We start from the raw sequence: 13,076 nt of genomic DNA, 5'->3' as shown, positions 1-13,076 counted from the left end.
TATACTACCGGGAAAAGCGCCAAGCATCTTCCCGGTAGGGCTCTAAGCCGGCAGCACGCCTTTGGCGGTGAAGGTGGATCTCGTGGCTTCGTTCAGATCGTAATGTTTGAGATTTTGCGGCTCGACCCAGGCATATTCCTCGAATTCTTCATTGATGGTGACCTCGCGATTTGCCGCCTCGCAGTCGAAAATCAGGTAGATCATCTGAAGTTCTTCGGTGGAGCCGTCGGGATAGGACTTTGTCCGGACATCGTCGCGAAACGTCCAGGGCTGGATCTTGGCGATTTGCAGCCTATCCCCCAGCTCCTCCCGTATTTCACGGCGCAACCCTTCCTCAAGGCGCTCTCCCGGCTCGAGGCCGCCGCCGGAAAGTGCCCATTGGCCAGGAAATACACCGCGATTCTGCGGCATCTTGCAGAGCAGATATGCCCCTTCGTTCTGAATAAGCGGGCATACGATTATTCGCTGTCTCAAATGTCTCTCCCAATGACATGGGCTGGAGGCGCGCGTCGCCTGCTCCGACCCTTCGAACATCAGCTTTTCGCAGCCGCTGCAAGGTAGATCAAGGCGGCCGGGGGCGAGGATCGCAACTTTGATCGAGGCATGCCCGTAACGGCCGTGCGCGAGGCTGGCAGGGAGCTATCCGACGACGCGAAGCTGTTTATTGGAGGCGATAGGCAAAGCCTGCGCGCCGGACATACCAGCCGGTAGCTTTTTGCTATTCCCTTCCTGTCATAGACGTGTTACCAGCCCTCGCCAACTTCCAAGCAACACTTGCAAGATCGCCCGGTAGACGATTCGTTCCGGGCTTTCCTGTTTTTCACAGACGAAGGAATTGGCCATGGCACGCATCATTGAAACGCCAACCGGGTTGGATGCTCTGACATTCGACGACGTGCTCCTGCAGCCGGGACACTCCGAGGTCATGCCCGGCCAGACGAATGTCGCCACCCGCATCGCCCAGGATATCGATCTCAACCTGCCGATCATTTCAGCGGCGATGGATACGGTGACCGAAAGCCGTTTGGCGATCGCCATGGCCCAGGCCGGCGGTATCGGCGTTATCCACCGCAATCTGACGCCAGTGCAGCAGGCCGAAGAGGTTCGCCAGGTCAAGAAATTCGAAAGCGGCATGGTGGTCAATCCGGTCACCATCGGCCCGGACGCCACGCTTGCCGAAGCGCTCGCTTTGATGAAGGCGCACGGCATTTCCGGCATTCCGGTCGTCGAGAAGTCGCATCGCCTCGTCGGCATCCTCACCAACCGCGACGTCCGCTTCGCCTCCGATCCCAAGCAGAAGATCTACGAGCTGATGACCCGCGAAAATCTCGTGACGGTCAAGGATGGCGTGCAACAGCAGGAAGCCAAGCGCCTGCTCCACACGCATCGTATCGAAAAGCTGCTCGTTGTTGACGGCGATGGCCGTCTGGTCGGCCTGATCACCGTCAAGGACATCGAGAAGTCGCAGCTTAACCCGAATGCTTCCAAGGATGCTCAGGGCCGCTTGCGCGCTGCCGCGGCCATCAATGTCGGCGACGATGGTTTCGAGCGTGCTGAACGCCTGATCGAGGCTGGCGTCGACCTTCTGGTCGTCGACACCGCCCACGGTCATTCGCAGCGCGTTCTCGACGCCGTCGCCCGCGTTAAAAAGCTCTCCAATTCCGTCCGTATCATGGCCGGCAACGTTGCCACTTATGACGGCACGCGCGCACTGATCGATGCTGGCGCCGATGCAGTCAAGGTCGGTATCGGTCCTGGTTCGATTTGCACCACTCGCATCGTTGCCGGTGTCGGGGTACCGCAGCTTGCCGCTATCATGTCGGCGGTCGAAGCGGCGCGGGAACAGAATATCCCTGTCATTGCCGATGGCGGCATCAAATTCTCCGGCGACCTTGCCAAGGCGATCGCCGCCGGAGCATCGGCTGTCATGATCGGCTCGCTGCTTGCCGGCACGGACGAAAGCCCCGGCGAAGTCTTTCTTTACCAGGGCCGGTCCTTCAAGGCCTATCGCGGCATGGGCTCCGTCGGCGCCATGGCCCGCGGCTCGGCCGACCGCTATTTCCAGGCCGAGGTCCGTGACACGCTGAAGCTCGTGCCGGAAGGCATCGAAGGCCAGGTGCCTTACAAGGGTCCTGTCGCGGGTGTCCTGCATCAGCTCGCAGGCGGCCTCAAGGCCGCCATGGGCTACGTCGGCGGCGCCGATCTCAAGCAGTTCCAGGAGCGCGCGACCTTCGTGCGCATCTCCGGCGCTGGCTTGCGCGAAAGCCATGCCCACGACGTCACGATCACCCGCGAAAGCCCGAACTATCCGGGCTCGGGCGGCTGATCGATGGACGATCGCGCTCAGGGCAATGCCAGGTCCGTACAGGGCCTGGCGGCGATCCTAGCAGCTCTTTCCCTAGCACTATTCGCCTGGATCTACGCCGGCTTCGTGCGCGCCTTCAGCGAGGCGGCAGCCGGCCAACAGATGCTGGATGCGCGCATCGGCGGTTATGAGCGCGACGATGTCATCGCCATGCTGCGCTACCTCAAGGATCATCCCGATCCGGCCGCCATCCTGCATTCCATGTATCTGGGGCCGGAGCTGATCTTTCCGCTCGTACTCGGCGGTCTGCTGTTCTGCCTGTTGCAGATGATCGGCCCAAACGGCTTTTTCTTCGGCCGCGCGATCCCGCCGGGCGCGAGGGTCTTTATTTTCTGCCTGCCGATCTTCTATGCCGTTGTCGACTATGCCGAGAATATCGCCGGCCTCATGCTGTATCCGCCGGCAACGCCATCGGATGCGACGGTGGCGCTTCTCTCAAGCGCGCTGCCTATTATCGTCAGGCTGAAGTTCCTGACCCTGGTGGTGACGGTTATTCTGCTGGCCCGCTTCGCGATTTTTCGCTACCTCTCGCGGGACGGCTCCAAACCGTCCTGATCGACTACAGCGCCGTGCGTCATACGTCATACGCAACGGTCGCTGTCGCATTTTAGATCTGCTGTATAGTTTTCGGAAATTCCAAAGGAGTTGGCGGTGTGACAGGCTATGAAATGTTCTGGCCCATGGTGGCGCATGCGGTGCTTGTCTTCGGCCTCTACGCGCTCCTTGGGTGGCGCCGCCGTATTCTGGTCAAGGCCGGTCGTATCCAGCCCGTGCAGTTTCGCGAAAATCATACGGCGAACGAGCCTGCCGAGAGCCTTGCGGTGCGCAACAGCCTTGCCAACCAGTTCGAACTTCCTTTGCTCTTCCACGTCTGCTGCGTCCTGCTTTACACCACGCAGGCGGATAATCTCCCTTCCGTGATCCTCGCCTGGATTTTCGTTGCCACACGCTATGCCCATGCCTTCGTGCATGTGACCAGCAACGACCTGCGCTATCGCAGCCCGCTCTTTGCGCTCGGCTTCGTGGCTCTCGTCGGCATGTGGGTCTGGCTCGGCATCTGGCTCGCCTTCTCCTGATGCGGTCAGCGTGACTGTGGGCGCAACCGGCAGTCACGTTTTTGTGTTTTTCCTTTACCGTTACACCGCCACCTGCTGACCTATCTTGTCAGCGAGTGGCCGGTCGTTTTCAGCTTGCTGCCAAGAAAACAGGGAGAACTGAACCATGAGCACGGAAAAGCCTGTTGTGACGCAGGCGATGATCAACGCCTATGACGAATATACGCATCTGACGCTCGATCGTCGGAGCTTCATGGACAAGCTGACCAAGCTCGCGGGCTCAGCCGGAGCTGCTGCCGCCATCGCGCCACTGCTTGCCGCCAACAAGGCGAGCGCCGAGGTCATCGCCGCAGACGACAACAGGCTTGCGACAAAGGACGTGACGTTCGCCGGCAGCAAGGGCGAGATGAAGGGCTATCTCGCCCAGCCAAAGGAGGCGTCCGGCAAACTGGGTGGTGTCATCGTCATCCACGAGAATCGCGGCCTCAATGGGCATATCCGCGATATCGCTCGCCGCGTGGCGCTGGAAGGGTTCGTGGCGTTGGCGCCGGATTTTCTCTCCCCGCTTGGCGGCACGCCTGACGATGAAGACAAGGCGCGGGATATGTTCACCAATCTCGATCCGGCGTTGACGGCGGCCAATGCCGAGGCGAGCCTGACCTATCTCGCCAAGCTCGATGGTTCCAACGGCAAGGTCGGTGCCGTCGGCTTCTGCTGGGGCGGCGGCCTCGTTAATCGTTTCGCGACGATCTCGCCCGAGCTGAAGGCAGGCATTGCCTATTATGGCGCACAGCCGGCGGCAAGCGAGGTGCCCAAGATCAAGGCAGCTCTGCTGCTGCATTACGCCGGCCTCGACGATCGCATCAATGCCGGTATCGACGCCTACCGCAAGGAGTTGCAGGCCGGGGGCAAGACCTTCGAGATCTTCGTCTATGACGGCGTCAATCATGCCTTCAACAACGATACGTCGGCTGCCCGCTACGACAAGAAGGCTGCCGATCTGGCCTGGGGCAGGACGATCGAGTTTTTGAAGAAGCATCTGTCCTAGAATGATACGGTTGGCCTTCGCAGGCTCGCCGTTCACACGCTGATTATCCGCCCGAAACCATGTTTCGGGCGCTGCTCCAGGCTTTGATCAAAGCTCCTAAGTAATGAGTAAAATTGGACTTTTCCCGTTTACGCACATTGAACCCGTCCGGTGGCATAGCGTTTGGCGCGCTTGAGCGCCGTTCAGCATGATAATGAAACGGGTAGAGAATGACTCCGGATAATCCAGACCGCATCACGTTCCGAAAAAGGCCACAGCAGGAGCGGAGTATCCAACGTGTCGATGCCATCCTCTCGGCCGCGGCGACACTGATCGCCGAAAAGGGCGTCAGCGCCATGAAGATGACCGAACTGGCTGTGGTCGCCGCGATTCCGATCGGTTCCGTCTACCAGTATTTTCCGGACAAGGGCGCGATCGTCAGGGCCTTGCTCGATCGTCATGCCAAACTCATCCAGGAGAAGGTCGAGGAAGCCTTCTCCTCGGTGACATCGCTGGACCACGCCATCGAGCTGGTTTGCGGCATGATCGATTGGTATTATAGCGAGTTTCGCGGCGACCCGGCCTATCTTGGCGTCTGGCTCGGTACGGATATCGACAAGGATATCCTGCAGCTCAACATATTGCACAGCAATCGCGTCGCCGAGATCTTCCTGACCTGCATTCAGCCTTTCCTGCCGGCGGAAAGCCGCATCGACCTGAAGGCGCGCACCCAGCTTTTCAGCCATCTGATCGGTGCGTCCGTTCGCTTCGCCATCATGAGCGACGACGGCATGGCAAAACGCATGCTTGGCGAATGGAAGCAGGTAATCCGCACCACATTGCTGGCGGAGCCGGCGCTCTAACCAACGAGGGCGATCGCGTGGTGGGCCGCCAGAGCAATTCCAGGAAAGTACGCAGCGGTTTTCCGTCCGGAATTGCTTAAAACAAACCGCTCTAGCTCACCAACCCGGCAAGATCTGGTTGGCGCGCTGGCGCGGATAGATACGCGCATAGGTCTTCACATCGCCATCGAGGTCATCATCAACAACGGCCGGCGTGATATTGTCCAGGCAGGCGGAGATATGCGCGGTGATGGCGTTCATCAGCGATACCGAGAGCCCGGGCCGCTTCATGATGCCGATCTGTACGGGCGGCAGGGCCGGGAAGCCATCGGCCTGGGTCAGGACCTTCATGCCGGTTCGCAGCGCCGATTCAGGCATGACCGAGACAGCCATACCCGCCAGTACCGCGGCGGCAACGACAGTGCAGGACCAGCTGGTGAACAGGATCTGATATTCGCGACCGCCGGCATCGAGCGCCGAGCAGGCAAGCTGGCGCCACTGACAGTCGCGCCGGCCGACGGCGAGCGGGATGGGGGCGTCGTCGCGCAGCGGGTGATTGGCCGACCCGACCCAGCAGAGCGGCTCCGTCCGCACCACATCAGACATGCGCTCGCGCGGATTATGGGTGACGAGCGCGATATCGAGTTCGCCGCGATGCATCCGCTCGGCGAGATCGACCGAGGGTTCGCAGACGATGTAGAGCTCGACATTCGGATGCGTCTTGGCGAAACGGCCAATGATCTCGGGCATATAGCGGTCGGCGTAATCATCCGGCGTGCCGATGCGCAGCGTGCCTTCGAGACGGTTGTCGTCGAAGGCGGCGATAGCCTCGTTGTTGAGGCGAATGATCCGGCGTGCATAGTTCAGAAGCTTTTCGCCCTCGGCCGTCAGCCGGTTGCCCCGGCCGTCCTTGATGAAAAGTTGCTTGCCGACGCGCTCTTCCAATCGGCGCATCTGCATGGAAACCGCCGACTGCGTCTTGAACACGCGGTCGGCTGCCTTGGTGAAGCTGCCGGAATCCACGATTGCGATGAAGGTCTGCAACTGATCGATATCAAGCGGCGCGGACATGGTTCACCTATAAAGGAGTTTGATAGTTATCATTAGAAACATTCGTTGGACTGATCAATAGGGCTTTGGCATCTTCTGAATGCAATTCAGCATACCAATCGAACAGACATTCCTGTCGAACTCCTCCCGGCCTGTGCCCTTCCCCCGATCCCTGGGAAGGGGCTCGGCTGGCGTGTGCCCCAAGGAAAGGATTACGGAAATGCGCACGACAGATCAGACCCTCGGCCTTGTAACGCCATCGCTGTCTCTGACGGCTCGTATGACGGTTGCTTTTGGCAAAGCGGCTTCCGTCTGGCGCGCTCTCCGCAATCGTCGCGAGATCGACTATCTGAACGAGCTTGACGACAGCCAGTTGAGAGATATCGGCTTGACTCGCCAGGACCTCAGCGCCGCGTTGACTACCTCGACCTTCTTCGAGGATCCGTCCAGCCATTTGACCCAGTCCGCGCGCCGCTGCGCGCGCTCTTCAGCCTTCATCAACGCTCGCTGCTGATGAAGGGCAATCGTTTCCCCGCAGGGTGATAGCCAATAAGCCCTGCTTCTTTCCCGGTGTTCGGCCCAAGGGCCAGCACCGGGTTTTTTCTTTTTGGGGTGCCGTTCAGCGGGTGAATGTGCACGGCTACGTTGCTTCCCCCATCAACTGTCTTATCTTAGGGCCTGATCGAAATAGCAGGATACGATGATGGCAACGGTGATCTTCTTCCACTCCGTCTACGGTTTGCGGCAGCTCGAACACGAGGCGGTGGAGCGTGTGCAGGCGGCAGGGCACAAGGCCTTCGCACCAGACCTCTACGACGGTCTGATCGCCCGGTCGATCGAGGAAGGATTCGCCTTCAAGGACGAAATCGGCTGGCCCACGATTTGTGAGCAAGCGGAATGGGCGCTGGCCGGTTTGCCTGCCTCAACCGTGCTTGCCGGGTTTTCAATGGGCGCTGCGGTTGCCGCAAGCCTCTGGCCAAAGCGCCGCGAGACCGCCGGCATTCTGTTCCTGCATGGCATCGCCTCCATCATCGAGAATGCGCGCAAGGGCTTGCCGCTGCAGCTGCATCTGGCCGAGCCGGATCCATTCGAATCGGAGGAGGACGTTGCCGACTGGCGACGGGTCGTCGATCGCTCCGGGCTCGCGGCGGAGATTTTCCGATACCCGGGTGATGGCGGCCATCTCTACACCGATGCCAGCCTGCCGGACTACGATGCCAAGGCTGCCGACCTCACATGGAAGCGCGTCATCAGCTTCCTCGACGCCATCGATGCGAAAGCGTGACACCAGGACGCCTGGGCGGTGCTTGGATGGCATCCTTCGCTGTGTTTGATGCAGAGCCTGAACGATCTCGCCTTGAAACGACGCAACTTGTCGCTTAGTTTATAAGTATCGCCAATATCAACAGGATGTGTGCCGCAATGGATTCTACCTCGACCGCAATGTCTTTCAGCCTTGCCATCGAGGAAATTCGTATTCATGCCCATATCCATCGTTCTATCCAATCTTTCGTGGTCCACGCCTGACGGCCGGCTGCTCCTCTCCAATCTCGATCTGAGCTTCGGCGCCGAGCGCACCGGCCTTGTCGGCCGCAACGGCGTCGGCAAGACGACGCTGATAAGGCTCGTCGCCGGAGATCTGCAGCCGCAATCCGGTACGATTTCCTTCAACGGCAAATTGGGAATCCTCCGCCAGAGCGTGCAGGTGCAGGCAGACGAAACCGTTGCCGATCTCTTTGGTGCGCGCGAGGCACTGGCCGTTCTGCAGCGCGCCGAGCTGGGCGAGGCGACGAATGAGGAGCTTGCCTCGGCCGACTGGACGCTTGAGCAGCGCATGGTTTCGGCGCTCGATCGTGTCGGGCTCAAGGTCTTGCCGGAGACGCGTCTCGTCACCCTGTCCGGCGGGCAGCGCACCCGCTGCGCCCTTGCAGCCCTCATCCTCGACGATCCCGATTTTCTGATCCTCGATGAGCCAACCAACAATCTGGACCGCGACGGCCGCGCGGCTGTGATCGATCTGCTGGCGGGCTGGAGGGCAGGCGCCGCCGTCATCAGCCATGATCGCGAGTTGCTTGACACCATGGACGCGATCGTCGAGCTGACGTCGCTCGGCGCTTCGCGCTATGGCGGCAACTGGACACAGTATCGGGAGCGCAAAGCGCTGGAGCTATCCGCAGCCGAGCAAGATTTCGCCGAGGCCGAGAAGCGCGTCGCCGAAGTGGAGAGAAGCGCCCAGGCGGCTGTCGAACGTCAGGCAAGACGCGACAAGGCCGGCCGGAAAATGGCGGCCAAGGGCGGCATACCGCGCATCCTGCTTGGCGGGATGAAAGAGCGGGCGGAGTTGACGGGCGGCGAGAACACACGGCTTGCCGAACGACGGCGTGGCCAGGCCCTGCAGGATGCCGCGACCGCCCGAGAAAAGATCGAGATCCTGCAACCCCTCACGGTCAAGGTTCCGACGTCCGGCTTGCCGGCAAATAGGGGCGTGCTCAGGCTGGAGGGTGTTACCGCCGGCTACGATCCCGAGCGGCCGATCTTTCGCAATCTCGATATCGTCATGACGGGACCGGAGCGCGTCGCGATCACCGGGCCGAACGGATCGGGCAAGACGACGCTCCTCGCGTTGATATCAGGCGCGCTGGAACCGTGGAAAGGGACGGTGCGTGTTCTTCCATTCGCTCTATTGGACCAAAGGGTGAGTTTTCTCGATCCGTCGCTGTCGATCCGCGACAATTTCCGAAGGATCAATCCGGACGCAGACGAGAATGCCTGCCGCGCAGCCCTGGCACGGTTTATGTTCCGCGCCGATGCCGCGTTGCAGATCGTGTCCAGCTTGAGTGGCGGGCAGCTTCTGCGAGCCGGGCTCGCCTGCGTGCTCGGCGGCTCGGTGCCGCCCTCGCTGCTGATTCTGGACGAGCCAACAAACCATCTGGATATCGATTCCATCACCGCCGTCGAAGCCGGGTTGCGCGCCTATGACGGCGCGCTCCTGGTCGTCAGCCACGACGAAGTGTTCCTCGACAATATCGGTGTAGAGAGGCGGCTCGAGCTGCCCGCACGAACCGTCTCGGCATCGCCGAAGGCTTGATCGGCGTTGTCAGGCGTGGTTCGGACCTGCGATGCGATCGAGTTCCGCGATCGCATCGCCGGGCAATGTCAGGCCCGCTACGGCGATGTTCTGCTGCAGGTGGCTGAGCGACGAAGTACCCGGAATGAGGAGGATATTCGGGGCGCGATGCAGAAGCCAGGCGAGAGCGACCTGCATCGGCGTCGCGTTCACGCGGGTCGCAACATCAGACAGCGTTGAAGACTGCAATGGTGTAAAGCCGCCGAGCGGGAAGAAGGGCACATAGGCGATCCCGTCGCGTCCCAGCTCGTCGATCAACGCGTCGTCCGTACGCTGTGCAAGATTGTAGAGGTTCTGCACGCAGACGATCTCTGTGATCTTGCGGCCTTCGGCGACTTGGCTGCGCGTGACGTTGCTAAGCCCTATATGCCGCACCAGCCCTTGACGCTGAAGCTCCGCAAGAGCCGTCAGCGGCGCTTCGATCGAACCTTCGCTTGGGTGATGCGGATTGAGCATGATGCGGAGATTGACGACATCGATGACGTCGAGCTGAAGATTGCGCAGATTGTCGTGAACTGCCTGCCTTAGCTCGTCAGCTGAAAACGCCGGCAGCCAGGATGCATCGGCGTCGCGTCGCGCGCCGATTTTGGTGACGATGACCAGATCATCGCGATAGGGATGAAGCGCCTCGCGGATCAGTTGGTTGGTGACATGCGGCCCATAGAAGTCGCTGGTGTCGATGTGATCGACGCCGGACGCCACAGCTTGGCGCAGAACTGCAATTGCAGTGTCGCGGTCCTTGGGCGGGCCGAAGACGCCGGGGCCTGCGAGTTGCATGGCGCCATAGCCGAGCCGTTTGACGCGGCGGTCGCCGAGAGTGAAGCTGCCGGATTGGTCGATGATGGACATGGGTATCTCCCTTCAAGATGAGTGAGAAATAGGCCGTGTCTCAGTGTCTGATAACTGGGTGCAATCCGCACGGGCTGTGCGGAATTTCGAACAATGCCTGCAATTGGCATTGGCCTGCAAAGACGCCCAACCAGCACCCATGACGGGATATCGACTAAAGTGTTAGCTTTGCGTCGGCGCCGGCTTGCTGTCAGCTTGCAGATAGCTGTCGAATATCGCTTCCATGTTCTTTTGATAGTTCTTCTGCACTTCCAGGCCGCTGTCGAACATGGCGTTGAACATCTCGGTATAGGCCGCCATGTCGACACCCGCGGCGGGCTTGGCCTTCGGCTCTTCCTTTGCCGGGGCGACCGGCATCGGGAAGTTCCTCATCATGTCCTGGAACGCTTTGGCGAAAGGATTGTCGAGGAAGGGATTGGTTTGTGCGGCCTTCTCGTGCTTGGCCGGATCGGCGCCGAACATCAGTTCCATCGCCTGCGTGAAGGGGTTGTCGAAAATGCTCGCCTGCGGCGTGGGCTTCTGCTTCGGCGCAAAACCGATGGTCTGCAGCCAGCCCTGCATCATCTCGCCCATGGCGGTATTAAGAAAGGGATTGGCCATCTGCGGGATTTGGCCGCTGGTCTCCTTGAAGAGGCCGCCCATCAGCGTATCAGCCATGGCGGGCAGCATGCGCTTGTAGACTTCCTGGCCGATGCCGGTCATCTGCGCAGCTTGTGCAGCGATCGCGCGGGAAACATCCTTGGAGCCGAACAGCCGCGCCAGCACGGTGTTGCCGTCGGCGATGCCCTCAGGCGTGAAGGCCTTGCTCATGTCCTCGAAATATTTGGCGTAGCTGCCTGACGTGATGTCCTGCATCACGCCCATGAAATTATAGGGGTCCGTCGCGCTGCGCTTGAAGCCGGTCGAGAATGCGGGCATCAGCGCGGCCATCGCCTTCGCCGCTTGCTCTTGCGCGAGATTGAACTGCTTGGCCATGGCCTCCGTGGCGGCGCCGTTCTGTGCCTGCATCATCATGTCGAAGAGTGGCAGCATCGAAGTCCCTTTCCCCACAATGAGGCCGCTTCGGAATCAGGCGGCGCTTGATTCCGATAGTATAGCGGGAAAAAGGAGGGCGCATACCGGTTTCTGCCTTCATGCCGTCGAGGCGATGAAGGCAGGCAAGCCCGGTGTCAGTACTGATATTCCTCGAAGATCGGCTCGACTGACTGGTTCCAGCGGCCGTTGTAGAGCATCAGAAGATCGTCGGCGAGCGTGCCCTTTTTGGCAAGCACCTCATCGAGCGGTGCCAGGAACACGGTTTCGTCCTGCCCATCGCCGTTCAAGCGGCCGCGATTCTTGAGGCCGAGGCGGGAAATGCCGACCACTTCGCGCGCCACATCCATGAGGCTATGACCCTTCATGGAAGCCTTCAATCCCTGCGACGGCACGACATCGCGCAGCGCATTGACCTCGTCGAAGCTCCAGTCCTTGGTCAGCGCGTCGGCTGCCGTCAGAGCCTCGTCGTCATAGAGCAGACCGACCCAGAAGGCCGGCAGCGCACAGATGCGGCGCCAGGGGCCGCCGTCTGCGCCGCGCATTTCGAGGAAGCGCTTGAGGCGCACGTCGGGGAACAGCGTCGAGAGATGGTTCGTCCAGTCGCCCATCGTCGGTTCCCAATCGGTGATTTCGCCCTTCAGCGCGCCGTCCATGAACTGGCGGAAGGTGACATGCGTACAGTCGTGGTAACGACCGTCACGTACGACGAAATACATGGGAACGTCGAGCGCCCACTTCACATAGTCCTCAAAGCCGAAATCGTCGCGGAAGGTGAAATCGAGCAGGCCGCCGCGGCGATTGTCGGTGTCCTTCCAGATTTCGCCGCGCCAGGAGGAAAGCCCGTTCGGCTTGCCCTCGGTGAAGGGCGAGGAGGCGAAGAGCGCTGTTGCCAGCGATTGCAGCTTCATCGACACACGCATCTTGCGGCGCATATCCGCTTCGGAGGAAAAGTCGAGATTCACCTGGATCGTGCAGGTGCGGTACATCATGTCGAGACCCTTGGTGCCGACCTTCGGCATATAGCGGGTCATGATCTCGTAGCGCGATTTCGGCATGCGCGGCGTTTCGGCCAGCGTCCATTTCGGGCTACCGCCGACGCCGAGGAAGCGGATCCCCATCGGCTCGGCGATTTCGCGCACGGCCGCTAGATGGTTGTTCGATTCCTTGCAGGTCTCGTGGATGGTTTCGAGCGGCGCGCCGGAGAGTTCGAACTGGCCGCCCGGCTCGATCGAAATCGCGCCCATGCCTGTGGGTTCGCCGAGCCCGATGATGTTCTCGCCGTCCATGATCGGGTCCCAGCCGCTCTTTGCCTGCAGCCCCTTGAGGAGCGCGGAAATGCTGGCGTCGCCGAAATAGGGCACGGGGCTGTTGTCGGCACGGAAGAACACGAATTTCTCGTGCTCCGTGCCGATGCGGAATTTTTCCTTCGGCTTGTTGCCGGCCGCCAGATAGGCCGTCATTTCCGAGACCGAGCTGAGCGGAGTCTGGTCGGTAGTATCGCGCGCCATGGTATTACCTTAGATCTCGGAGGAGAACCCGCGCCGGTCGCAGGTCAATTGGAGGGTGATTGACGCGGATTGAGGTACGGTGCAAGTGAATTTCTTTCAAGGGTCGTTCAAAAAAATAGGATTTTATGTCTCGCAAGTGCATCGCACTCGTGTCTGCCGACGGCATATTGCACAAGCGTTCAAGACATCTCGCTATTCGCGCCGATAATTTGCCTCCA

Annotated in this window: 13 protein-coding genes; 8 read left to right on the top strand and 5 right to left on the bottom strand. The window is 60.4% G+C overall.

Translation table 11 applies throughout. From position 1 onward, the window contains the following. Nucleotides 1–42 precede the first annotated feature (42 nt). Entirely contained in the window at nt 43–474 is a 432-nt protein-coding gene (gene nudI, locus QD461_RS19545) for a nucleoside triphosphatase NudI (RefSeq protein ID WP_414089237.1), read from the bottom strand. Nucleotides 475–841: 367 nt separating this feature from the next. Here nudI and guaB point away from each other — a divergent pair, with 367 nt between their 5' ends. The 5 genes from guaB (at nt 842) to QD461_RS19520 (ending at nt 5,310) form a co-directional block, all read left to right on the top strand. Continuing rightward, complete coding sequence (gene guaB / locus QD461_RS19540) at nt 842–2,326, top strand: IMP dehydrogenase (protein WP_184700674.1); 1,485 nt, start codon at nt 842–844, stop codon at nt 2,324–2,326. Between the two features lie 3 nt (nt 2,327–2,329). Continuing rightward, nucleotides 2,330–2,920 carry a hypothetical protein gene (locus QD461_RS19535; RefSeq protein ID WP_414089236.1) on the top strand — a complete coding sequence of 197 codons (591 nt, stop codon included), beginning with the start codon at nt 2,330–2,332 and terminating at the stop codon, nt 2,918–2,920. A gap of 98 nt (nt 2,921–3,018) precedes the next feature. Next, on the top strand, nt 3,019–3,441 hold the full coding sequence (locus QD461_RS19530) for an MAPEG family protein (RefSeq protein WP_414089235.1): 423 nt from the start codon (nt 3,019–3,021) through the stop codon (nt 3,439–3,441). A gap of 145 nt (nt 3,442–3,586) precedes the next feature. Then, on the top strand, nt 3,587–4,468 hold the full coding sequence (locus QD461_RS19525; protein ID WP_184700680.1) for a dienelactone hydrolase family protein: 882 nt from the start codon (nt 3,587–3,589) through the stop codon (nt 4,466–4,468). A 209-nt stretch (nt 4,469–4,677) separates the two neighbouring features. After that, entirely contained in the window at nt 4,678–5,310 is a 633-nt protein-coding gene (locus tag QD461_RS19520) for a TetR/AcrR family transcriptional regulator (RefSeq protein WP_414089234.1), read from the top strand. 96 nt (nt 5,311–5,406) lie between these two features. On the opposite strand, the gene QD461_RS19515 is transcribed toward QD461_RS19520, so the two are convergent. Beyond that, nucleotides 5,407–6,360, bottom strand: a complete 954-nt coding sequence (locus QD461_RS19515; protein WP_184700684.1) for a LysR substrate-binding domain-containing protein — start codon at nt 6,358–6,360, stop codon at nt 5,407–5,409. A gap of 199 nt (nt 6,361–6,559) precedes the next feature. On the opposite strand from QD461_RS19515, the gene QD461_RS19510 reads away from it, so the two are divergent. The 3 genes from QD461_RS19510 to QD461_RS19500 all read left to right on the top strand — a co-directional run bounded on the left by QD461_RS19510 (nt 6,560) and on the right by QD461_RS19500 (nt 9,427). After that, nucleotides 6,560–6,853, top strand: coding sequence for a DUF1127 domain-containing protein (locus QD461_RS19510; protein WP_414089233.1), 294 nt, complete (start codon nt 6,560–6,562; stop codon nt 6,851–6,853). Nucleotides 6,854–7,042: 189 nt separating this feature from the next. Next, a complete protein-coding gene (locus QD461_RS19505) occupies nt 7,043–7,624 on the top strand; it encodes a dienelactone hydrolase family protein (RefSeq protein WP_414089284.1) in 582 nt (193 codons plus the stop codon). A 195-nt stretch (nt 7,625–7,819) separates the two neighbouring features. Beyond that, complete coding sequence (locus tag QD461_RS19500) at nt 7,820–9,427, top strand: ABC-F family ATP-binding cassette domain-containing protein (protein ID WP_414089232.1); 1,608 nt, start codon at nt 7,820–7,822, stop codon at nt 9,425–9,427. 9 nt (nt 9,428–9,436) lie between these two features. Here QD461_RS19500 and QD461_RS19495 read toward each other — a convergent pair whose 3' ends face one another. The 3 genes from QD461_RS19495 to QD461_RS19485 all read right to left on the bottom strand — a co-directional run bounded on the left by QD461_RS19495 (nt 9,437) and on the right by QD461_RS19485 (nt 12,858). Then, nucleotides 9,437–10,315 carry an aldo/keto reductase family oxidoreductase gene (locus tag QD461_RS19495; RefSeq protein ID WP_414089231.1) on the bottom strand — a complete coding sequence of 293 codons (879 nt, stop codon included), beginning with the start codon at nt 10,313–10,315 and terminating at the stop codon, nt 9,437–9,439. 162 nt (nt 10,316–10,477) lie between these two features. Beyond that, nucleotides 10,478–11,347, bottom strand: coding sequence for a DUF937 domain-containing protein (locus tag QD461_RS19490; protein WP_414089230.1), 870 nt, complete (start codon nt 11,345–11,347; stop codon nt 10,478–10,480). A 137-nt stretch (nt 11,348–11,484) separates the two neighbouring features. Beyond that, entirely contained in the window at nt 11,485–12,858 is a 1,374-nt protein-coding gene (locus tag QD461_RS19485; RefSeq protein ID WP_414089229.1) for a glutamate--cysteine ligase, read from the bottom strand. Between the last annotated feature and the right edge of the window lie 218 nt (nt 12,859–13,076).

Origin of the sequence: Rhizobium sp. BR 314 (assembly GCF_047445805.1) — a bacterium.
GTDB lineage: Bacteria > Pseudomonadota > Alphaproteobacteria > Rhizobiales > Rhizobiaceae > Rhizobium > Rhizobium lusitanum_B.
Note: the sequence above shows the minus strand (reverse complement) of the source record. Positions and strands in the feature narration are given on the sequence as shown.

Coding starts and splice junctions, on each gene's coding strand:
- guaB (WP_184700674.1), top strand. CDS start 842: ATGGCACGCATCATTGAAACGCCAACCGGGTTGGATGCTCTGACATTC.
- QD461_RS19520 (WP_414089234.1), top strand. CDS start 4,678: ATGACTCCGGATAATCCAGACCGCATCACGTTCCGAAAAAGGCCACAG.
- QD461_RS19485 (WP_414089229.1), bottom strand. CDS start 12,858: ATGGCGCGCGATACTACCGACCAGACTCCGCTCAGCTCGGTCTCGGAA.
- QD461_RS19490 (WP_414089230.1), bottom strand. CDS start 11,347: ATGCTGCCACTCTTCGACATGATGATGCAGGCACAGAACGGCGCCGCC.
- QD461_RS19515 (WP_184700684.1), bottom strand. CDS start 6,360: ATGTCCGCGCCGCTTGATATCGATCAGTTGCAGACCTTCATCGCAATC.
- QD461_RS19535 (WP_414089236.1), top strand. CDS start 2,330: ATGGACGATCGCGCTCAGGGCAATGCCAGGTCCGTACAGGGCCTGGCG.
- QD461_RS19500 (WP_414089232.1), top strand. CDS start 7,820: ATGCCCATATCCATCGTTCTATCCAATCTTTCGTGGTCCACGCCTGAC.
- QD461_RS19510 (WP_414089233.1), top strand. CDS start 6,560: ATGCGCACGACAGATCAGACCCTCGGCCTTGTAACGCCATCGCTGTCT.
- QD461_RS19495 (WP_414089231.1), bottom strand. CDS start 10,315: ATGTCCATCATCGACCAATCCGGCAGCTTCACTCTCGGCGACCGCCGC.
- QD461_RS19525 (WP_184700680.1), top strand. CDS start 3,587: ATGAGCACGGAAAAGCCTGTTGTGACGCAGGCGATGATCAACGCCTAT.
- QD461_RS19505 (WP_414089284.1), top strand. CDS start 7,043: ATGGCAACGGTGATCTTCTTCCACTCCGTCTACGGTTTGCGGCAGCTC.